Genomic DNA, 19,954 nt, shown 5'->3' on the forward strand with positions numbered 1-19,954 from the left:
CCACTCCGCACTATCTTATTGTCCCTCTCTGTTGCAAAGGAGAAGTATATAACATCTCCGAAAAGGGTTCGATTTGAGTAAAAACTTCATTGTTGCTCTGAATTGTAATTAGCTCTCAGAACGCCTCTGTCTTTTTCTGCACAGATTTCCCCAATAAAGAAAAAAGAAAAGTCAGCTCTTGGATTTTAAGAGTTTTGAAGTCTCCCTCAGCTGGGCGTATCCAGACTCTAAGTAGGTATCCCCTTCCCTAATGTATCCATCTGCATAGGCACTCCAGGCTCTGTTTAGATGTCTTTCGGCCTTGATGAAAAGGCCTCCAAGCCTGTATGCTGTTATTAAGAGCGAAGCAAATGCAAAAATTGCTCCACCGATTAGATAGTATACTGGAAGCTCCTCACTATTTCCATTTTTGTCTCTCACCCTGCTCGCCTGTGCAAGGCTTTTCATTGCAACAGCAATTACCGGAAGTGAGAGTATAAGTCCCGCTATTGAACCGCCAAGAAGCATTCCTATACCAAGGGGTCTTGTCATAGTTCCATAAACGTAACCGCTTATAGCACTGCCTTGAACGTCAGCTGGAATCCATCCAAGGGCTTTAACCACTGGGGTTATGATGTAGTAGGAGAGCATACCACCAGCAAGAACTATCAGACCGTTCCTTCCAGTGATTAAACCCATACCGAATACCATAAGTGAGAGGGCTATAGTTAGGTTAATCCATTCTGGAAGGTGGAGCACTGAGCCAAGGTCAACGACCCCAGGTATTATGTGCGCCAAATATAGGGATACTGTTGAATGAGATAAACTAGGCACTGAGGATTATGCCAAAGAACAGCAATCTTGCCTTCTCTATACCGCTACCGGAAGTTTTGAGTATTGTAGCCACTGCAGTATCTGTTGGAAATCTAAGTCTGTCTATCTCGATCATTTGCTTCCTGAGTGGAATTATGAATGTTATACCCAAAATTGCTCCAGCGGCTGTTGCCAGGAAGAAGTAGAAAATCCAAAAATCATTGGGAGGAGCTTCCTCAGAGAGAACTAAACTTTTGAAGGAATATCCTTAGGTCTGTTTTAAAGGGCTCTTGGGAGTTCCTTATCTCTTCTTCCAAAGATTCTACAAAAGAGACTTCATCTCGGGCTTTTGAACTTATCTCCTCAACTTTTTTCTTTAGCTCCTCATAGTACTCAATATACGGCCTTACCTCAAAGAGGGCTCTCTCTATTTTTTCCTTCATGCCTTCACCTCCTAACGAACCAGTACCACCACGCCCTTTCGAGGTCTTCCCTTTGTCCAAGCATTATAAAATACCTAATGAGGGCTATGTTAATAAAAATCAGCAATATCGTGAGGATGTAATACGAGGGGATTGCAAGGCTTAAGAACGCGAAATAATCCCACAGAAAGTGGAGCAGTATTGCAAGGGCAAAATAGCTTGAAAGGCTTTGGATTTTCCCCTCCGCTTTTAGGCCATATCCAACGCCAACGATTGCACTCCAAGTGGCATGGGCGAAAGGTGTTAAGAAAGCCCTCACAATGGTAGTCCCAACCCCAAAGCCAATCCCGTACAAGAAATTCTCGGTAGCTGCAAATCCCAATCCCGCTGCAACACCGTAAACCACGCCATCCATTATCCCATCCATCTGGCCTGCCTTAAATGGAAGCCTAATGGCCAGAGCTTTTGCCGGTTCTTCCACAACGCCAGCCACAAGCGCCATATAAAATGCGGTTGCTGGTAATAGAGCATATCCAAACTCTCCTTCTACTAAAAAGGCCTCGAAGAGCACTGCGATGCCAACGGAGAGAGTACCCCCCAAGATGAATGTTGCTATAACATAGCGTTTTGGCTCGGGTTCATACTTATCCTTGTGATAGAAATACCAGAGCAGTGCCAAAGCTGGTGCATAGGCGAAGAATATTATGGCACTCAATACATCCATATCATCACCAGAAGAAATTTAGTTCTTTTTGATTTTAATCCTTGCGGTCAAATTCTCTGGAGTGCTTTGATTAGGTCTCCAAGCTTCCCAAAGTCCAAGAGTTCTTTGTCCAGGGGCACAAGAACCTTAAAGTTGAAAAGATCGACATCTCTAAGAAATGGAGAAACGATTTCCCTGAGAATATCGTTTCCATATGCCCATGGGGAAAAAGCCGGGAGCACTATTAGAGGATCACCCACTAAAAATATCGGAACTTTTATTAATGCTCCGACTTCATCCCTGAGCCTTATTGCAGGGTGCTCATGTCCTATTATAAACTTCTCCCCCTCGACAAGCTTGTGACCGTGAACTATTTTCCACTTCCCGATTTCAAGCTCATCAACGACCTCCACACCAAGTTCCCTGACCCAGCTTATCCCTACGTCATGGTTACCCCTTACAACAACTATTTCCTCTACAAGAGGAGTTACCTTCCCAAAAAACGCCTTGAGCTCAAGCTTTTCTCGCTTGAGGGGAATGAACGAATGCTTGAGGTCGCCGTTTATTATCAGCCTTTTTGGCCGTTCTTCTCTGAGGAGTGCAAGGACAGAATTGACCATCTGTCTGAAGGCTTTTGGAAGGTAGATGCCTTCTTTTGCCATGCTTTCTTCATACCCAATGTGCAGATCAGCTATTATGATGGAGTTTTTAATTTTAATTGCCTTCTGGGGGAGGAGCTCATACATGTTCGGGATTACTCCTCAGAATTTTTAAACATATTGAATTTTGTTAGGCTAACCGAAAAATATTTAAATTTGGGCTGAGAGCTAAAGCCGGTGGTAATATGGCTTATATAGGATTTGCAAAGACAGATTTAGCCCCTTATGAGACCTATAGCATAATACTAAAGGAACTCGAAGAAAGGGGCTTTAAGATAAAGTTTTCCAAACATCATTGGGCAGGAGACATGCCCTTTGGTCTTGTTATAGTCGAGAGTGACAGAGGAAATATAGCGATAAGATGGGCGCTTGGAAAAACCTTTGAGCTCAGAATTGAAGAAGTAAGCGATAAAGATCTTAGCGAATTCATTGATGATACCTTAGAATACATAAGCGGGGATTAGCTTCTCTCGCTTTTTATTCTCTCTATCACATCAAAAATGCTCCAGAGGTCCTGGATAACGTGAAGGTGCGGAATTTGGTCCAAGATTTCCTTGGTAACGTATTTTGCCGTTGGAGGAAAATAGTACCAAACGTACTCCGTGTTTTCATCTCCCCTTCCAATAAAGCGCCATGGTTTATCATCAACCCATACAAAAATTTCGTTTCCATACTTCTCCCTAACAAGCTGAAATGCCTCGCAGAGCGTCATCTCCCTTCCAAAAATTATCACATCATCAAAAAGTTCATAAAAGCTCCCAGCTTTCAGTCTGTATTCCTTCATGCCATCTAAAAAATCCTCCGCAGAGAAGGAGATCACAATATGGCCATCTCCCTTAAGCTTTTTCAGAAGTTCTTTTGAATCGTCAATTGGTTTTGAAAGTTTTGCTCTTTCTTCAAACCATGTGCGGGCAAATTTAGTCCTAAAAAGTCTTGGTTGCTTTATTTTACCCGTATGCTTTCCAAATTTAGGTCTTTCAAAGTAAAGCTCTATCTCGGTGAGAATTTTAGCGAATAATCCTTTAAATGGAAGCCAAGGAAAATGTTTTTTTAATGCTCTTCTAAATGCCTCCTCTATGACTGAGTAGCTGTCCACGAGCGTTCCATCAAAGTCAAAAGCTATTATCATTTCCGCTCCTCCTTTTATTCTACCACTACCTCAATGAATGCTATCCCCTTTAAGTTTTGCCCTCCACAAAGCATATATTTTAGTGAAGCAAAATGTTCAGATGATAATTTCAAAAAGGTGGTGAACATGGGGAGACACTACATTCCAAACTCGGCACACAAAGAGGAAATGCTTAGAGAGATTGGCTTTAAGAGCATTGAAGATCTCTTCTCCGATGTTCCGAAAGGCTTTGTCAAGAAATTTAACCTTCCAGAAGGCAAGAGCGAATATGAAGTTTTCCTTGAGATGAACGAGATTCTCAGCAAAAACAAGACTGTCCTTGAGATGCCAACGTTTCTTGGTGCTGGGGCTTACTTCCACTATGTACCAGCTCATGTAAAGTACCTCATAGAGAGGAGCGAATTCATAACCTCCTACACTCCATATCAAGCGGAGATAAGCCAGGGGATGCTGCAAGCGCTCTTTGAGTACCAGAGTTTGATCGGAGAACTTGTGGGCTTAGAGATTGTAAATGCCTCGATGTATGACTGGGGAACTGCACTCGGTGAAGCGGCAAGAATGGCAGCGAGGGTTAAGAAAAAGAACAAATTCGTGGTTCCAAAGCATCTTCATCCGGAAAGAGATAAGGTTCTCAAGACCTTTGTGGAAGGAGCGGACATGGAGATAGAATACGTAAAATGGAATGAAAAGGGGCAGATTGATCTTGAGGATCTGAAGGAAAAGGTAAAAGATGCCGCCGGAGTTTACGTTGAGCTTCCCAACTTCTTTGGAATAATAGAAGAACAGGTAAAAGAAATCGGAGAGATTGCTCATGAAAACGACGCCCTATTTGTTGTAGGAGTAGACCCAACGATTTTGGGGGTAATAGAGGCACCAGGTAACTTAGGAGCTGACATTGTGGTTGGCGAAGCGTCTTTCCTCGGAAGTGCACTAAACTTCGGAGGCCCAAGAGCGGGAATATTCGCCACTAAAAATGAAAGGGCCCTCGTAAGACAGATGCCAGGAAGAATTATTGGAATGACAAAGGATGCTGAGGGCAGGAGAGCTTTCGTCATGACACTTCAAACAAGGGAACAGCACATAAGGAGGGCAAAGGCAACATCAAACATTTGTTCAAATGAGGCCCTTGTAGCAGTTGCAGCCGCAATTCACATAGCTTCCCTTGGGCCAAAGGGACTGCAGAAGCTTGGAGAAATAATCCTGAAGAACACGGCGTATTTCAAGAAGAGATTAAGCGAAGTCGCTGAAATACCGTTTGATGCAATCAACTTCAAGGATGTCCCAGCTAAATTCGAGATTCCCTACTCGGTAATCCATGAGAGACTCCTCGAAAAAGGAATACACGGTGGTTTCTACCTAAAACCACACTTCCCGGAGCTCGGCGAGAGTGCTCTATTGGCAGTAACTGAAACAACCAGGAAAGAATGGATAGATGCACTCATAGAGAATGTTAGAGAGATAATAAACGAGGCGGAGCTGTGAGGTGGTAAAGATGTTCAGGCAGGCTAAATGGGATGAGCCTCTAATTTTTGAGCTCTCAAAGCCCGGAAGAATCGGCTTTACTCTTCCAGAACCTATTGAAGACGTTAATGTTCAAATTCCAGAAGGCTTAAGGAGGAAAAGCCTTGAGCTTCCGGAACTCAGTGAACCGGAGATAGTCAAACACTATACAAGACTAAGCGAGATGAACTATGGCGTGGATTCCGGCATATACCCACTGGGCTCCTGTACTATGAAATATAACCCAAAGATAAACGAGGAATTTGCCAACCATCCCAAAGTGGCCTTCATACATCCCTACCAAGATGAAAGAACTGTTCAAGGTGCCTTGCAGATAATGTGGGAGCTCGAGCAGTGGCTTAAAGAGATTACCGGAATGGATCGCTTCACCCTTCAGCCGGCTGCAGGTGCCAATGGTGAGTTCACGGGAGTCATGGTAATCCGTGCCTATCATCTCGACCGCGGAGAGACCCAAAGGACTGAAATGCTTGTTCCCGATTCAGCCCACGGCACAAATCCAGCCTCAGCAGCGATGGCTGGCTTTAAGGTCATTGAGATACCCTCGAACGAACAGGGCATGGTGGACTTAGAGGCTTTGGAAAATGCTGTAAGCGAGAGGACAGCTGGGATAATGCTCACAAATCCCAATACTTTGGGAATTTTCGAGGAGGACATTTTGGAGATAGCAAAGATAGTCCACAAAGCAGGCGGGTTGCTCTACTATGATGGCGCAAACTTGAATGGAATTCTTGGCAAGATAAGACCCGGAGACATGGGTTTTGACGTTGTCCACGTAAACCTTCACAAAACGTTTTCAACGCCTCACGGAGGTGGCGGCCCCGGAGCAGGGCCTGTCGGTGTAAAAGAGCACCTCGTAGACTATTTGCCAGTGCCATTAGTGGAATTCGACGGAGAAAAATACTACCTAAACTACGATCTGCCAAAGAGCATAGGAAAGGTTAAGGAATTCTATGGAAACTTCGCAGTGCTTGTGAGGGCGCTCACGTACCTTAAGATGATGGGAAGAGAGGGACTTAGGGAAGTTGCTGAGGTTGCCGTGTTGAATGCCAACTACCTCACACAAAAACTAAAGGGTACAAGAGGATATAAGCTGCCCCACAAAGAACTTAGGAAGCACGAGGTGGTATTTTCAGCGGAACCCATGAGGGAGGAGACAGGTGTAAAGGCCTTAGACGTCGCCAAGAGATTGCTCGACTTTGGACTGCATGCACCGACGATTTACTTCCCGCTCATAGTGCATGAAGCATTGATGATCGAGCCAACAGAAACTGTCAGCAAGGAGGAATTAGATGCTTACGTTGAAGCGCTCAAGAAGATCAGCGAGGAGGCATACACAAACCCAGAAATCGTCAAGAGTGCTCCCCACAACACGGCAGTTAGGAGAGTTGACGATGTGCTCGCAGCTAAAAAGCCGATTGTAACATGGAGAATGTACAAAGAGCTCAAGGAAAAAGGGGAAGTTGATTACTGAGTTTTCTTTTTTCTTCTCCTTTTCCAAAAACGATATAAACCCTCTTTAGCTCTCTTCTTTGGGGGTTGTATGGAAGTTGAAAAGCTAATCAAAAAAGCCGAGGAGCTCAGTCAAAAGTACGGGATACCTTACTACGAGGTGAGAATAGCCAGAATAAGTGCAACCCATATTGAAATGCAGAATTCTCACTTTGAGGACATCTCTTCAAACGTAGAAATTGGGATCGGTGTTAGAGCTTTTGACGGTTCCTGGGGTTTCTCATCGGCAAATGACATTAGAAGGGCAGAAAAAGCCATTGAAACTGCAATGAAAATTGCAAAAGCCACAAAGAGGAACTCAAAGATTTACGTCGGAGACCCGGTCAGGGATGATGCGGAAATAAGTGTTAAGAAGCCATTTTCCGATGTGGATTTGGAGGAGAAAATAACCCTTCTAAAGGAGCTGGATTCTCTGTTGGTGGAAAAAGAACTACCCAACAGAAGGATAGCCTACGGAGATGGGGTGAAAGAGCAGTTCTACTTCAACTCCGTGGGAAGTGAAATCAGAACAGTGGTTCCAAAAATACGCTTGAGCTTCTCCGTTACTGCAAAAAAAGGCAATGACATGCAGACCTACTGGAAGGTCTTTGGAGGCACTGTTGGGTGGGAGATGATTGAAGAAATAAACCTTGAGTACTGGACGTCTTTTGTCAAAAATAAAGCCAAAGAACTTTTAAACGCATCCCTACCTCCCTCCGGAGAGTTTGACGTAATAGTTGACCCCGAGCTGGCCGGAGTTTTCATTCACGAGGCCCTTGGGCATGCCGCTGAAGGAGATGCCGTTAAAAACGGCGAAAGCATACTGGAAGGAAAACTCGGGAAAGAGATAGCCGTTGAAGAGCTCACCGTTGTAGACGATCCCACTTTGCCAGGAAAATTTGGCTCATACATCTACGATGATGAAGGGATAAGGGCGAGGAGAGTTGAGATAATAAAAGATGGAGTTCTTAGAGAATATCTCCTCGATAGAGAAACCGCAGCATTCTTTGGGCTTGAGCCTAACGGTCATGGAAGGGCACAGAGCTACAGCTATCAGCCCCTCGTGAGGATGAGCAACACCTATATAGAGCCCAGAGACTGGAGCTTTGAGGAGATGGTTGAAGAGGTCAAAAACGGGCTCTACCTCATAGGAGACAAGGGCGGGCAGGTGGACATAGCGAACGGAACCTTCATGTTCGGGGCAAAGGAGGGGTATATAATCGAGAACGGAGAGATAAAGACCCCCATAAGAGATGTAGCGCTTTCGGGCAAGATTCTGGACGTCCTCAAAAACATAAGAGCCATAGGGAGAGACCTCAAAATCGAGTTCCCCGGCTACTGCGGAAAAGGACAGTGGGTATCTGTTGACGACGGAGGGCCCCACGTTTTGACGAGGGCACTAGTGGGAGGCCTCCTCTGAGCCCCAGATTTTATCTTAACTTTTTCCAAACGCCTTGCTTAACTGTTCTCTCTGAACGAAAGCTTTGCTTTAAATATTTTCGTGAATAATTGTGAGTGTATGGTAGTGAAAGAGAAACTCTACACGGTAAAGCAAGCAAGCGAAATTCTCGGCGTTCACCCAAAAACAATTCAAAAATGGGATAAGGAAAGGAAAATCAAAACCATTAGGACACCCGGCGGAAGACGAAGAATACCAGAAAGCGAAATCAAGAGACTTCTCGGTATAAGCGAAGAGAAAGGCATAATCATTGGCTATGCAAGAGTCTCAAGCCATACCCAAAAAGATGACTTGGAAAGGCAGGTTGAAGCTATCAAGCAATACGCAAAAGAACGAGGCTGGCAAGTCCAAATACTCAAAGACATCGGTTCAGGATTGAACGAGAACAGGAAAAACTATCGCAAACTCCTCAAACTCGTCGTAAAGGGAGAAGTCTCAAAAGTCATAGTCACTTATCCCGACAGGCTCACCCGCTTTGGCTTCAAAACTATCGAATTCTTCTTCAAGGAAAACGGTGCAGAGATAATAATCATCAACGAGAAAGAAAAATCCCCACGAAAAGAACTCATTGAAGACTTGATAACAATAATCAGCCACTTCGCTGGCAAGCTCTACGGAGCTCGTTCCCACAAATACAAAAAGCTCAAAGAAGGCGTGAAAAAATTAATCGAGGAGGTCGAGAATGACTAAAGTCGTTCTCACATACAAAATGCCTCACAACTGGAATGTTGATTCGTTCCTCAAAGAATATCAAAAACTGCTCCAGAGAGCAATTGATGAAATATGGGAAAGCACGACTTGGAAGGAGAAGAGAGTTAAGCACAGGTATTCCATCGGTGACAGGAAGCATCACTACTACGAGACAACTCGTTTAATCCCTTATTTTCCACAATCAAACGAGTTCAAGCGAAAACTGAGGAACGAACTCCTCCGAGAGTGGCCTTTTGCTAAGCACTACGTTGATTCTGCAATAAAGACCGCTTATTCAATCCTCAAGAGCTGGAGGCAGAACTACCTCAAAGGAAAGCGAAGAAGAGCGAAGCCAGTCGTTAAGAGAAAGTTCGTGAGGGTGAAAACGACTCTGATGAAAGTCGAAGACTCGACAATCAGAATAACAATTAAACCGAGGGAAGAATACCTTGAACTGGACTTCTCAAAGGAGTGGTTCTACGAGAGAATCAAGGAATGGAAGGTTGGTGAACTGATAATCAGAGAGAAAGATGTCCTCCTCACTTTCTCAAAGGAAGTCGAGTTCTCTGGAAGAATCAAAATCGGTATTGACAGCAACCTCACAAGCCTTGACATCTTTCACCCTGAAAGAGGTTGGATTAGGGTAGACTTGAGCAAGCTACACAGGATTGCCGAGACTTATGACAGAATTATTGACGGACTGAAGAGCGTTCAGCGGAAAGCCCCGAAGAGGATTGGAGTGTTGCTCAAGAAATACTGGACGAGAAGAAGGAACAGGATTGATGATTACCTGAACAAGCTCGCAGTCCAGCTTTCGAGGGAGTTTCCCGACGCTGTTTTCGTCTTCGAGGACTTGGACAAATTCAAAATGCTCCAGAACGGTTCGAGAAAGTTTAACAGGAAGCTTTCCCGTGCCATTTGGAAGAAAATCGTTGGAAAGCTTTCTTATCGTGTTCTAATCGAGTTTGTCAATCCCGCTTACACTTCGTCCACCTGCCCGGTGTGTGGGAAGAGGTTGGAGTCCCGAAACGGGCTGGTGGAGTGTCCCAACTGTGGTTTCGAGGCTAATAGGCAGTTTGTTGGTGCTTTTAATGTTTGGGTGCGGGGACTCGGGGTCGCCCTGAGCGGGGCTGAGCGTGATGGTTTGCTCCTCGATGAACCCAGAGGGGAGCTGAACGTGATGAGGCCCAAGTCCGTCGTGAGGGTTGATTTAAACGGGAGGAGGTTTACTCATATTCCTCCCTAAAAACTCACGACAGACAGACCCCTATTGTGAAATGGGAGAGGGATGCACCACAAAACCTTTAATAATCTTTTTCGGCTTATGAAAGCCGGGTGGAAAAATGATAGATGAGCTGATTAAAATCCTAAACCGCGAGAACGTTGAGTGGGAAGTTTACTGGGAGATTGGTAGGGGAAGTTCGTTTAAAATTGAGAATTGTGAGCTTGAGAGAGCCCAGAGGAGATACCATTCTGGCATTGGCCTTAGGGTAGGGTATAAAGGGAAGCAGGGCTTTTCCTATATTACCGGGCTAACCCACTCAAAAGAAGACCTTGAAAAGTTTGTTAAAAAGGCCATAAAACTTGCAAAGGTCGGAGAGGTAAAGTTTTACGGATTCCCCGAAAAAAAGTCCGCCAAAAAGGTTAGCGGGATTTATGATAAGCGGATAGCGGAGCTGGAGTTTGAAGAAGCTTTGGAGCTGGGGATGGAGATTTCCAAAAAAGAGAGCGAGCTGAGAGATAAATACGGCAGAAGCTATACTTTTTCGGGGAGATTGGCCTTTGGTGTGGCAAAAGACGGCATAGTGAATTCAAACGGGATCGAGATGGAAGAAGAAGGCACAGCGATGAGCTTTAGCGTTTACATAGTTAGAAAAGACGGGAAAGTTGGAACAGGGAGTTACCACAAAGCCTCAAGAACTATGATGGACTTCGAAAGAGAGCTTGAGGAAGGGCTAGAAAAGGCTATGCAGGAGGTTGAGCTAAGCTACAACGCAAAACCGCTTGAGTCCTTTGAGGGAGAACTCGTCTTAGAGCCGCACTCAGTTGCGTCAATCCTTGAACTGTTCATTTCAAACCTGAGGGGGGATAACGTATATCACAAAAGGGGCAGATTCAACAAACTGGGTGAAAGCGTTGCAAGTGAGGCGTTTACCCTCGTTGATGATGCCACGCTGAAAGGCAGAATAGCAAGCTATTCCTTTGACGGCGAAGGAAACCCCAGCCAAAAGACTGTTTTAGTCAAAAATGGAATATTGACAAACTTTCTCTTAGATGAAACCTATGCAAGGCTTCTTGAAATGGAGAGCACGGGAAATGCCGTGAGAGACTTTAGGAATCCTCCCCACATAGGGACGAGCAACATAATCGTGGAGGGAAAAGAAGAGAACCTCGAGGATTTTGAAGGAGTTATAATAAAAAAGGTCTTTGGCGAGCACACTGCAAACCCAATAAGCGGGGATTTCTCATTAACAGTGGAACTTGGATATGTTGTTAAAAATGGTGAAATAATCCCGTTTAAGGACAACATGTTTACTGGAAATATATTCGAGTTCATGAGCTCTATACTTGCCGTAGGGAAGAAAAAGGAGGAGCTTGGAGCGTTTATATCTCCCAGAGTACTCGGTATGGGGAGGATTGTTTAGCCAGTTTCCAATAGCATAACCGGTATAAAGGCTCTCAAAAACCTCCCCCTAATCTCCTTAATTTTTAGCTTCAGTTTTTGGGTGCGTTCCCCCTCCAAGCAATGCAACTTCATTGTTAAGGAAACAAAGCGTGCACTCTGAAATGACAACATCAAAAGCGTTTATCTGCTAAGATAAAAGTAGTTCTACCTTCCATCCGCCACAAAAGTTTATACGCTTAGCGGCTCAGGGGTTGACCATCATCACAGTTCAGATACCCTAGAGTTCGTCATCGCCTGCTCTAAATACAGAGGAAGCCTTATAAAAATTATTCGATGAGTCGAGAATTAAAATAAAAGATAAAAGGAAATATCAAGCATTCCTCTTCTTCTCAAGATACTCCTTAATTCCCTTTGCGGCTTTTCTTCCGTCACCCATTGCCAGGATTACCGTGGCTTCTCCCCTTATGGCATCCCCACCAGCAAAAACACCTGGAATGTTGGTCATTAGGTTCTCATCGACCTTTATTACTCCGTACTCATCAGCCTCTATTTGCGGGAGTGTCATCCTGAGGAGCTTGCTTGTTGTTTTACCTATTGCTATCACAACCGTGTCTGCCTCAAGGACTACGGTTTCTCCGGTGGGGACTATCTTTCTCTTTCCTCTTGCGTCTCTCTCTTCAAGGGGTTTCATTTTCATGAACTTCACTGCCTTCACTCTACCGTTTTCGTCGCCAATGAACTCAATTGGATTGAGGAAGAACTCGAACTTGACTCCTTCCTCCTTAGCGTGTGCAACCTCTTCAACCCTCGCCGTAACGTCCTCCTCTCCCCTTCTATAAGCTATCGTAACCTCCGCCCCAAGCCTTCTCGCGGTTCTCGCTGCATCCATTGCGGTGTTTCCGGCTCCAATGACTATAACTTTCTTGCCCACCTTTATTGGGGTGTCGTATTCTGGGAACGCATAAGCCTTCATAAGGTTGACCCTTGTTAGGAACTCGTTCGCTGAATAGATTCCATTCAGGTTTATTCCGGGGATATCTGGAAGTTTAGGAGTCCCAGCGCCGGTTCCTATAAAGATGGCATCGTACTCCTCAAGGAGTTCATCGAACGTTACAGTCCTTCCCACAATGTAGTCGGTCTTTATCTCAACGCCAAGCTTTTTGAGTTTTTCAAGCTCCTTTTCTATGGTATCATTCGGCAATCTAAACTCCGGAATTCCGTAAATCAGAACTCCCCCAGGCTTGTGAAGGGCCTCAAATATTGTGACCTGATAGCCATCTTTTGCCAGCTCGGCGGCACATGTAAGACCAGCTGGCCCGGCCCCAATAACGGCAATTTTCTCCTTCTTCTTTTCAATTTTTGGAATAATTTCCTGAAGCAATTTTTCGTCTATGCCTTTTTCCCTCGCATAATCTGCCACAAAACGTTCAAGCTTTCCTATGTTAATGGGCTCACCAACTTTGCCCATAACACACGGGGCTTCACACTGGTCTTCTTGGGGGCAAACTCTACCGGTAATTGCGGGCAAAGTATTGCACGCCCAGATAACTTCTAATGCCTCTTTAACGGCTTTTTCTGGATTATCCTTGTTCTCGCGGAGCTTCCTTATGAAACCGGGAATGTCTATGTGAACGGGGCATCCCTGGACACAGGGGGCTGGATTACACTGGAGGCACCTTTCCGCTTCTTTAACGGCAAGCTCAAACGTATAACCTAAGTTAACCTCCATAAAACCTTTAAGCCTTTCTTCTACAGGTCTCTCTGGAGTTGGAACCCTTTCCTTAATAAGCGCCATCATTGAACACCCCCTTGCTGGAGTTTGGCAAGGTAATCCTCCAAAGCCTTCTTCTCCAGATCCGTATAGAACCCGGACCTAGCAACAAGCTCATCCCAGTTTACTTCATAAGCATCAAAGCTCGGGCCATCTACACATGCAAATTTGACTTCTCCTCCAACGGTAACTCTACATGCACCGCACATTCCAGTTCCGTCAACCATTATAGGATGAAGATCAACTTCCATGGGTATTCCATATTCTTTAACCACTTCAAAAATAGCCTTCTGTCCCTCCGCTGGTCCAACCATGAAAACCAAATCTGGCTTTTCTTTTTCAATGAGCTCCCTTACCTTTGCTTGTCCCCTTACGACAAGCTCTTTGAATATTTCTGGCATTCCCATGCCTTCTCTAAGCGGGAAGCTCTCTATCACATGTTTTGAAACTGCGCTTTCTAGCTCTTCTTTAAGGAGAACCATTGGCTCTGGAGCTATGTGGAGGGTTATTACCTCGTTTCCAATTTCTTGCCACGCTTTTGCTATTGGGTAAACCTCCACTATCCCGGTCATCATCCCTATTGCCAGAATCTTCCCAAATTTTTTCATCGGTGCCGGGTTTCCAAGAGGGCCGGCTATGTTCAATATTTTGTCTCCTTCCTTCAGCTCTACGCTCATTCTTAAGGTGGTCTTTCCTCTTATGAAAACCACAAGTACTATCCATCCTTCCTCAGGATCCCACATCACGGGGGTTAGGGGAATCCTTTCACCGTTCTCGAATGCCCTAACTACGACAAATTGGCCCGGCTTGACTTTTTTAGCTATGTGTGGGGCGTGGATTTTATACAAAACGTTCTTAGCGGCTATTTCTCTCTTTTCCAGTATCTCGTACATGATGAACACCTCCGTACATTGGTTCAGATTTGATCATCTACTTTTGTTCAAAACTTAGGGTATTTATAAAATTATTGTAAACCAAAGGTTAAGAAGCATGCCAACAGGAGAAAGCCTAAAAAGATAAACACCCGCAAAAAAGATTAATGGGGGATAAAAAGAAGTGAAGGCGATTTATCTTTTTCTAGCAAAGGTTATGTAACCTGTATGTGCCAGCATTGTCGTTCTTGGTCTTGTGCATTCTTCCTTAACCTCCTGCTCCCTCACCAAACACTCAACAGTCTTTGGATTCGTAAAGTGGGCTTTATGCTTCCTCAACTCCCTATATAGTCTATCAACCTGATTTATACAGGGAGTGTATGCAACAAAAAACCCTCCCGGCTTTAGAGCTTTTATCGCATGTTCCACAACATTTTCTGGCTGTGGAAGGTCTAGGATGATATGATCAACATTATCCTCATCAATTCCATCATAGATGTTCTTTAGCTTTATCTCGACCCTATCAGCGAAACCTGCCCACTCAATGTTCCTCCATGCGAGCTTTGCGAAATCTTCCCTCACTTCGTACCCAATTATTTTTCCCTGAGGACCAATAATGTTGGCCAAGAAAAGTGTTAGTGCCCCACTTCCCACTCCTGCCTCAACTATAACATCTCCCGGAGAAATTCCGGCAAATGCCACTATCTGGGCGGCATCTTTGAGATGAATTATCTGGGGGCCTCTTTTCATCCTGTCGATGTAGTCTATTATTTTCGGCTTAAGAACCCTAAATTTGTATCCCTTGTGAGATTCGACAAAATCCCCAAATTCTCTCCCTAAAAGATCGTTTAAATCTATCTTGCCAAGATCTGTATGGAATTCCCCCTCTTTTACCGTTATAAGATATCTCTTTCCCCTGGGGTCAAGTAACACAACTTTATCTCCCTGTTTTATCATTTTAACCACCAAACTACTCCTCTATTTCGAGTTTGTAGAGAGTTCCCTCTTTTCGAATCTTTATTGACTTGCTTGCGAGCTCCCTTAAAACAGCAATTTGTTGGCTATCCAAAATATCATTATTTATAAAATAAATGGAGGTCCAGTCTTCAAAGGGAAGCGTGCTCCTTGTAAACAGAATTGCCCTAAGAGCCTTGTCCCCACCGAAGTAAATGTACTGAGATATGCCAAGGGTTATTGAGTACTCAACTTTTGTTGAAGAAGAAAAAAGCTTCATCAGAGCGTTGTAATAATTCCTCATGAACTCGGAGATCTCATACGTAACCGGCATCTCTTCAACTACAGAGGCGTAGCTTGTTCTACCGGGACCAATCCTTATTGCCCTTATCTTTTTTGTGGACTCCATTAACACCTTATATTTTTCGGGAGAGCTTTTTCTTAGATAATCCCTAAACAGCAGATTACCCACACCAAAAAAGTCGTCTATTAAGATCTCACGACTGGAAAGTGAGGGTATAAGCTCCCCCCATATCAAAGTTTCAAGAGGGTACAGCGAGGGATATTCTATGAGAATGAAATCGCCAGGTGCAGCTTGTTTTTTTAAAAACTCAGTAAGTGAATTCACTTCCATGCTCTCACCAAAGAATTTTTAATGCCAAAGCTTTTAAACTTTTTAGGTGTTCAAAATGAGCAAGTTCGTAATATGGACAAACGAGATAGATGCCAGGATTCCAAGGAAGTACGGCAGAGAGGTTCCAAAAAACCTTGCAGTAGAAAAGCCAGACATAGATGAAATAATAGAGGCGGCTAAAAGTATAGGAATAACCATTGTAGGTATCGATAGGGAAGCCCTTAACCCAAGGCTTGCAGGAGTAGATGATGAACTGCGAGTTAAAGGCAGGATTGTAGTAGAAAGCAGGCATGGAAAATCAAAAACTCTAAAGCTGATAGCCCAAAAGATTAGAGAATTTAGGAAAGCACATAGGAAAAAGTAACTTTACTCCTCTGTTTCTACAACTATTGCAGTTGTTGTGTCAATTACCCCGTCTATGTTGTGTATGTCGTGCAGGATTTTTCTTGTAAGCTCTCCCAAATCTGCAGCCTCAAGTTCAACTATTGCATCGTAGGGGCCGGTAACAGCATCGGCCTTCAAAACCCCTGAAATCGCTTTTATTTCTTCTATTACCTTTTCAACCTTCCCGATTTCAATTGTTAACAAAATGTATGCCCTAACCATTTACATCACCAGATTTTGTTGTCAGTCTTTTTAGAGATGTTCTATAATTTAAGGTTTTCGCATTTATTTTCAGGATATCCGACAAAAGTTATTTCGTTATTGCTACAAAAACATTGCTCAATAGAAGGGAATAACCGGGCCATATTATGTTATTTGTTGCACAACCAAGCTCTTAGAAAGAGTGTCAGGATAGGCCGGGCATCACCTTAGAGGGTTGTAGAGTGCAGAGAAGCTTTCCAACCAGCTTTGGGTTGGGGTAAAAGCTTGTGTGGGGATTTCTTCCAGAACCTCCCGGTTCCTCTCTTCAGCAAAGAAGGATCCCGCGCGGGAACAAGTAAGCGCCCACATCAACCACAACCGATACTGTCAGGATAGGCCGGGCATTACCTCGTGAAGCCATTTCTTCCTCCCGTTGATTTTTATTATTGTTTTCTCAACTGCGATGAAGTTTCTCCGTTTTCTCACTGCGAGGATTTTTGGCCGGTAGATTGCTTCCGCTATTTTTTGAACTGTTTCGGCTCTTGTGTGGCTTATTTCGAGTATTCTGGAGACTTGTCGGTAGCTGAGGCCTTGCAATAATTTTACTGCTTTGATTTTCTTTTCTGGTTTTGTTTTGGCAAGAGGGTTTTAAGGAAGTAAATAATGACTTCGGCCTTCATGTCCCCTTCTTTTTAAACCCGACACTCCAATGCTTATCCTGACAGTATCTTGTGAGTTTTAATACGCTTTTATTTTTTTGGATTTTTACTTTCCTGCTGAATCTTCAAGAACCCCCAATGGTCAAAAGAAATCGAGTAAAAGGCTGAACAAAAATGAGCGTTTAAAAGCAAAAAAGCTAAACTTTTCTCCTGCTTACTCTGAGAAACTCAGCTAAGTCAACTCTCTGCTCAAGCCACTCTCTTGCAAAGCCGGTGATCACGAGGGGGACTTTCCTAAGTTCCTCAACGTTTCTTGCCCCCACAAGGAACATGGCATTTTTCAGCTCGTCTATGTAGCGCTGGAGGATCTTGATTACCCCTTCAACATCTCCCTTTACAGCTGGTTTGAGCAAGGGCAAAGCGACTCCCGCTAAACTCGCACCGAGGGCCAAAGCCTTTGCTACCATTATACCATCCCTTATCCCACCCGTGGCGATTATTGGTAGCTTTGTTGCATAGCGAACTTCAGCCACGCTTAAAGCCGTTGGAATTCCCCAGTCCCAGAACTTTAGGGCTAAATTTTTACTCCTTTCGTCCTTTGCCCTATAATACTCAACGCCGCTCCAGCTCGTACCTCCAAGCCCACCAACATCTATTGCATCTACGCCAATGCTCTCGAGCCTTATCGCCACTTCCATCGAAACTCCCGCGCCGGTTTCCTTGGCTATTATCGGGTAGGGAAACTCCGCCTTAAGTTCAGCCAAGGCTTTCAAAACGCCTCTGTACTGGGTATCTCCTTCAGGTTGGACGCTCTCTTGCAAAGGATTCATATGAATAGCCAGAGCATCAGCTTGAATTGTTTCAACGGCTTTTAGGGCTTCTTCAACTCCATAACGGCTTGGCATTGTCTCGGCAAACTGGGGAGCACCCAAGTTGCCAACCAAAAAGACATCTGGAGCGACGTCCCTAACGTAGTAGCTCTCCCAAGTTTCGGGCTTTCTTATCATCGCCCTCTGGCTCCCAACCCCCATTGGGATGTTCAGCTCTTGAGCGGCCTTGGCAAGGGTTTTGTTTATTCTCCCGGCAAGCTGTGAGCCTTTAGTTCCTCCTGTCATTCCAGCAATCATTATTGGGTAGTCAAACTTTTTCCCAAGGAATTCAACGCTCAGGTCAATTTCATCCTTGTCTATTTCGGGCAGAGAACGGTGAACGAAGTGGATGTTCTCAAATTGAGTAGTTACGTGAGCTTCAACCTGTTTCTTTAAGCAGTGCTCTATGTGCTCAAATTTTCTAATGACAGTAAGCTCCTCCTTATCCATAACACCACCAAGATAAAAAAGAAAAAGGAGGTTAAGAGGTTTTTGGACACTAAAGATTAACTTGCATTTTCTCTGAAGAGTTTTGTAGAAAGTGGATCAATACCAACACCAAGGCAACTAAACTCACTAAAAAGAGATGCCCCTAGGTATACAACAAGCTCCGGCCGTTCGTATTTAGTTACTTCTTCCCCCCGAGTAGGAAAGCCACAAGTCCGGAATTATCGTTCCTATTTGTCTCTACCCTTTTAGAGAGTATCCCAACAAGTTATGGAAGTTATTCCGTAAGTTGCGCTGGAGTTGGAATTGGCACGATCTCGTAAGTATATACAAGTGGAATGGCGTAAAATCCGTCTTTTGTTCTGTACGATATCTTGAATCTAATTACTGCCGGCTTTCTCGGATATCTAAAGTCCCCTTCTTTAAAGTGAACTATTATAACCTTGCTCTCATTAGGTTTAAGCGTTAGCCCTTCCGCTGGAAATCCAATTTCTTTTGTGTCATTTTCGATTTCGCTAAGATTAGTTGCGTTAACGTATGCTATCCCATCAATTTGAAGACTAGAGAGGTTGTATTGAATCCCTAATACAGTTAATGGCTGCGTTCCTATATTTTTCACTGCAAATATGCATTCAGGAGAGACATTTTTGTCAAAGAACCCTATTTCCAAGTCGATCATATCCGTTATCTTCAGAGGATGTCTCTGTTTGGGAGAAATTTCAAAAATCCATTTCATATTAAGCTCTTTGTGATAATTTTTCTTTTTATTCTCTATTATCAAAGTCACGTTGCTCTCGTAAGTTCCAGTTTTGTTTAGCGTGAGATATATCCCGAATGTCAACTCTTTTATTGCTGGGTCGTGATATTTTATGGTTTCTTTTATTCCTGCTTTTTTAAGTGTTGCAAAATCGTCCAAACCAACGATGTTCAAATTAGAGTCTTTAATAAGGGCATATTCTTTGGAGTCTGTCCCAATCCAGTAAATCCTGACCAGCACTGTGTCGTTAACCTCACCATAAATGTAAGCATCGGGGGCTAGGAATATGCTCTTTTTTGGAATATGATAATGAATGTAGCTGGCTCCAATAAAGATAAGAGAGAGAAACAGAAAGATACTTATTTTCTTTGTTTCCATATTTTCACCCTCAGTTCAGAGGTTGAGCTCGTTTTTGATAAAGTAGAAACTTTTTAACCCATGCTGTTTCTCTTTCTTCAGTTGGATAATTTTGTCCGTCAATATGTATATATTTTCTCTGGGTGACTTCATATTCTTCATACTTGGGTCTTATTTGGAGGGCTACAATCTGCTTATCATGTTCAAACTTCCCACTAATGGTTACTTGAACAGCTCCCGTAGCTGTTACGTCAAAACCAAGAGCCGCAGAGAGCACACTATATGTTACCATCACCGTACCGCTAATTTTATGTGCCCATGATACCCAAGTGCTAAAGGAATATTCTTGACCAGCATATCCGAAAACTTCATCCAGAGTTATCCAGGATCCATAAGTTGACCCGAGATCGTCTACATCTTCTACTTTCCAGAACTCCCAGTATCCCGCGTTTGGGGAAACAGCTCCTTTGCTACTTGTTGGTTGAGCAACTACCACTTTACCTACTATTAACAACCCAATAAGTAGTGCAAGCAGTTTTTTCATGCTTACACCTCCTTGC

22 protein-coding genes and 1 pseudogene are annotated in these 19,954 nt (G+C 43.9%); 8 read left to right on the forward strand and 15 right to left on the reverse strand.

Annotated elements, in window-relative coordinates:
* Window positions 1–171: 171 nt before the first annotated feature.
* From ADU37_RS11605 to ADU37_RS04610, 5 genes are all read right to left on the reverse strand, one after another.
* Window positions 172–777 (reverse strand): hypothetical protein, encoded by a 606-nt coding sequence (locus ADU37_RS11605; RefSeq protein WP_238982005.1) that lies wholly within the window; start codon window positions 775–777, stop codon window positions 172–174.
* 28 nt (window positions 778–805) lie between these two features.
* Entirely contained in the window at window positions 806–964 is a 159-nt protein-coding gene (locus tag ADU37_RS11610; RefSeq protein WP_238982006.1) for an OPT/YSL family transporter, read from the reverse strand.
* A 64-nt stretch (window positions 965–1,028) separates the two neighbouring features.
* The gene (locus ADU37_RS04600; RefSeq protein WP_058946504.1) at window positions 1,029–1,235 is read right to left on the reverse strand and encodes a hypothetical protein; all 207 of its coding nucleotides are present in this window, start codon (window positions 1,233–1,235) and stop codon (window positions 1,029–1,031) included.
* A 4-nt stretch (window positions 1,236–1,239) separates the two neighbouring features.
* A complete protein-coding gene (locus tag ADU37_RS04605) occupies window positions 1,240–1,938 on the reverse strand; it encodes a PrsW family intramembrane metalloprotease (RefSeq protein ID WP_058946505.1) in 699 nt (232 codons plus the stop codon).
* A 47-nt stretch (window positions 1,939–1,985) separates the two neighbouring features.
* Window positions 1,986–2,663, reverse strand: a complete 678-nt coding sequence (locus ADU37_RS04610) for a metallophosphoesterase (protein WP_058946506.1) — start codon at window positions 2,661–2,663, stop codon at window positions 1,986–1,988.
* A 98-nt stretch (window positions 2,664–2,761) separates the two neighbouring features.
* Here ADU37_RS04610 and ADU37_RS04615 point away from each other — a divergent pair, with 98 nt between their 5' ends.
* On the forward strand, window positions 2,762–3,040 hold the full coding sequence (locus tag ADU37_RS04615) for a hypothetical protein (RefSeq protein ID WP_058946507.1): 279 nt from the start codon (window positions 2,762–2,764) through the stop codon (window positions 3,038–3,040).
* On the opposite strand, the gene ADU37_RS04620 is transcribed toward ADU37_RS04615, so the two are convergent.
* Window positions 3,037–3,705, reverse strand: a complete 669-nt coding sequence (locus tag ADU37_RS04620; protein WP_058946508.1) for an HAD family hydrolase — start codon at window positions 3,703–3,705, stop codon at window positions 3,037–3,039. The two genes, ADU37_RS04615 and ADU37_RS04620, sit on opposite strands and share 4 nt — an antisense overlap.
* Window positions 3,706–3,831: 126 nt before the next feature.
* Between ADU37_RS04620 and gcvPA the strand changes: the two genes are divergently transcribed.
* The 6 genes from gcvPA (at window position 3,832) to ADU37_RS04650 (ending at window position 11,508) form a co-directional block, all read left to right on the forward strand.
* The gene (gcvPA, locus tag ADU37_RS04625; protein ID WP_058946509.1) at window positions 3,832–5,187 is read left to right on the forward strand and encodes an aminomethyl-transferring glycine dehydrogenase subunit GcvPA; all 1,356 of its coding nucleotides are present in this window, start codon (window positions 3,832–3,834) and stop codon (window positions 5,185–5,187) included.
* 10 nt (window positions 5,188–5,197) lie between these two features.
* On the forward strand, window positions 5,198–6,697 hold the full coding sequence (gene gcvPB / locus ADU37_RS04630; RefSeq protein WP_058946510.1) for an aminomethyl-transferring glycine dehydrogenase subunit GcvPB: 1,500 nt from the start codon (window positions 5,198–5,200) through the stop codon (window positions 6,695–6,697).
* A 69-nt stretch (window positions 6,698–6,766) separates the two neighbouring features.
* Window positions 6,767–8,134: a TldD/PmbA family protein gene (locus tag ADU37_RS04635; RefSeq protein ID WP_058946511.1), complete on the forward strand. Its 1,368-nt coding sequence runs from the start codon at window positions 6,767–6,769 to the stop codon at window positions 8,132–8,134.
* A gap of 99 nt (window positions 8,135–8,233) precedes the next feature.
* Window positions 8,234–8,863, forward strand: a complete 630-nt coding sequence (locus tag ADU37_RS04640; RefSeq protein ID WP_058946512.1) for an IS607 family transposase — start codon at window positions 8,234–8,236, stop codon at window positions 8,861–8,863.
* Window positions 8,856–10,109, forward strand: a complete 1,254-nt coding sequence (locus ADU37_RS04645; RefSeq protein ID WP_058946513.1) for an RNA-guided endonuclease TnpB family protein — start codon at window positions 8,856–8,858, stop codon at window positions 10,107–10,109. The genes ADU37_RS04640 and ADU37_RS04645 overlap by 8 nt, the downstream gene beginning before the upstream one ends.
* A gap of 97 nt (window positions 10,110–10,206) precedes the next feature.
* A complete protein-coding gene (locus ADU37_RS04650; protein ID WP_058946514.1) occupies window positions 10,207–11,508 on the forward strand; it encodes a TldD/PmbA family protein in 1,302 nt (433 codons plus the stop codon).
* Between the two features lie 351 nt (window positions 11,509–11,859).
* Here ADU37_RS04650 and gltA read toward each other — a convergent pair whose 3' ends face one another.
* The 4 genes from gltA to ADU37_RS04670 all read right to left on the reverse strand — a co-directional run bounded on the left by gltA (window position 11,860) and on the right by ADU37_RS04670 (window position 15,720).
* Complete coding sequence (gene gltA, locus ADU37_RS04655; RefSeq protein ID WP_058946515.1) at window positions 11,860–13,287, reverse strand: NADPH-dependent glutamate synthase; 1,428 nt, start codon at window positions 13,285–13,287, stop codon at window positions 11,860–11,862.
* Window positions 13,284–14,153, reverse strand: a complete 870-nt coding sequence (locus ADU37_RS04660; RefSeq protein WP_058946516.1) for a sulfide/dihydroorotate dehydrogenase-like FAD/NAD-binding protein — start codon at window positions 14,151–14,153, stop codon at window positions 13,284–13,286. Before ADU37_RS04660 ends, gltA begins: the two co-directional genes overlap by 4 nt.
* 174 nt (window positions 14,154–14,327) lie before the next feature.
* The gene (locus ADU37_RS04665; protein WP_058946517.1) at window positions 14,328–15,089 is read right to left on the reverse strand and encodes a tRNA (adenine-N1)-methyltransferase; all 762 of its coding nucleotides are present in this window, start codon (window positions 15,087–15,089) and stop codon (window positions 14,328–14,330) included.
* 13 nt (window positions 15,090–15,102) lie between these two features.
* The gene (locus ADU37_RS04670; protein WP_058946518.1) at window positions 15,103–15,720 is read right to left on the reverse strand and encodes a DUF257 family protein; all 618 of its coding nucleotides are present in this window, start codon (window positions 15,718–15,720) and stop codon (window positions 15,103–15,105) included.
* Window positions 15,721–15,775: 55 nt separating this feature from the next.
* Between ADU37_RS04670 and ADU37_RS04675 the strand changes: the two genes are divergently transcribed.
* Window positions 15,776–16,084: a signal recognition particle protein Srp19 gene (locus ADU37_RS04675; protein ID WP_058946519.1), complete on the forward strand. Its 309-nt coding sequence runs from the start codon at window positions 15,776–15,778 to the stop codon at window positions 16,082–16,084.
* Between the two features lie 2 nt (window positions 16,085–16,086).
* On the opposite strand, the gene ADU37_RS04680 is transcribed toward ADU37_RS04675, so the two are convergent.
* The 5 genes and pseudogenes from ADU37_RS04680 to ADU37_RS04700 all read right to left on the reverse strand — a co-directional run bounded on the left by ADU37_RS04680 (window position 16,087) and on the right by ADU37_RS04700 (window position 19,938).
* Window positions 16,087–16,326 (reverse strand): Lrp/AsnC family transcriptional regulator, encoded by a 240-nt coding sequence (locus tag ADU37_RS04680; RefSeq protein WP_058946520.1) that lies wholly within the window; start codon window positions 16,324–16,326, stop codon window positions 16,087–16,089.
* 393 nt (window positions 16,327–16,719) lie between these two features.
* Window positions 16,720–16,985 (reverse strand): annotated as a pseudogene (locus ADU37_RS04685) (IS6 family transposase); the annotation flags it as partial.
* A 176-nt stretch (window positions 16,986–17,161) separates the two neighbouring features.
* A complete protein-coding gene (gene fni, locus ADU37_RS04690) occupies window positions 17,162–18,283 on the reverse strand; it encodes a type 2 isopentenyl-diphosphate Delta-isomerase (protein WP_058946522.1) in 1,122 nt (373 codons plus the stop codon).
* A 274-nt stretch (window positions 18,284–18,557) separates the two neighbouring features.
* Window positions 18,558–19,415 (reverse strand): hypothetical protein, encoded by an 858-nt coding sequence (locus ADU37_RS04695; RefSeq protein WP_004067579.1) that lies wholly within the window; start codon window positions 19,413–19,415, stop codon window positions 18,558–18,560.
* Window positions 19,416–19,425: 10 nt separating this feature from the next.
* Window positions 19,426–19,938 carry a hypothetical protein gene (locus ADU37_RS04700; protein WP_004067580.1) on the reverse strand — a complete coding sequence of 171 codons (513 nt, stop codon included), beginning with the start codon at window positions 19,936–19,938 and terminating at the stop codon, window positions 19,426–19,428.
* Window positions 19,939–19,954 lie beyond the last annotated feature (16 nt).

It is taken from the genome of Thermococcus sp. 2319x1, from assembly GCF_001484685.1.
GTDB lineage: Archaea > Methanobacteriota_B > Thermococci > Thermococcales > Thermococcaceae > Thermococcus_A.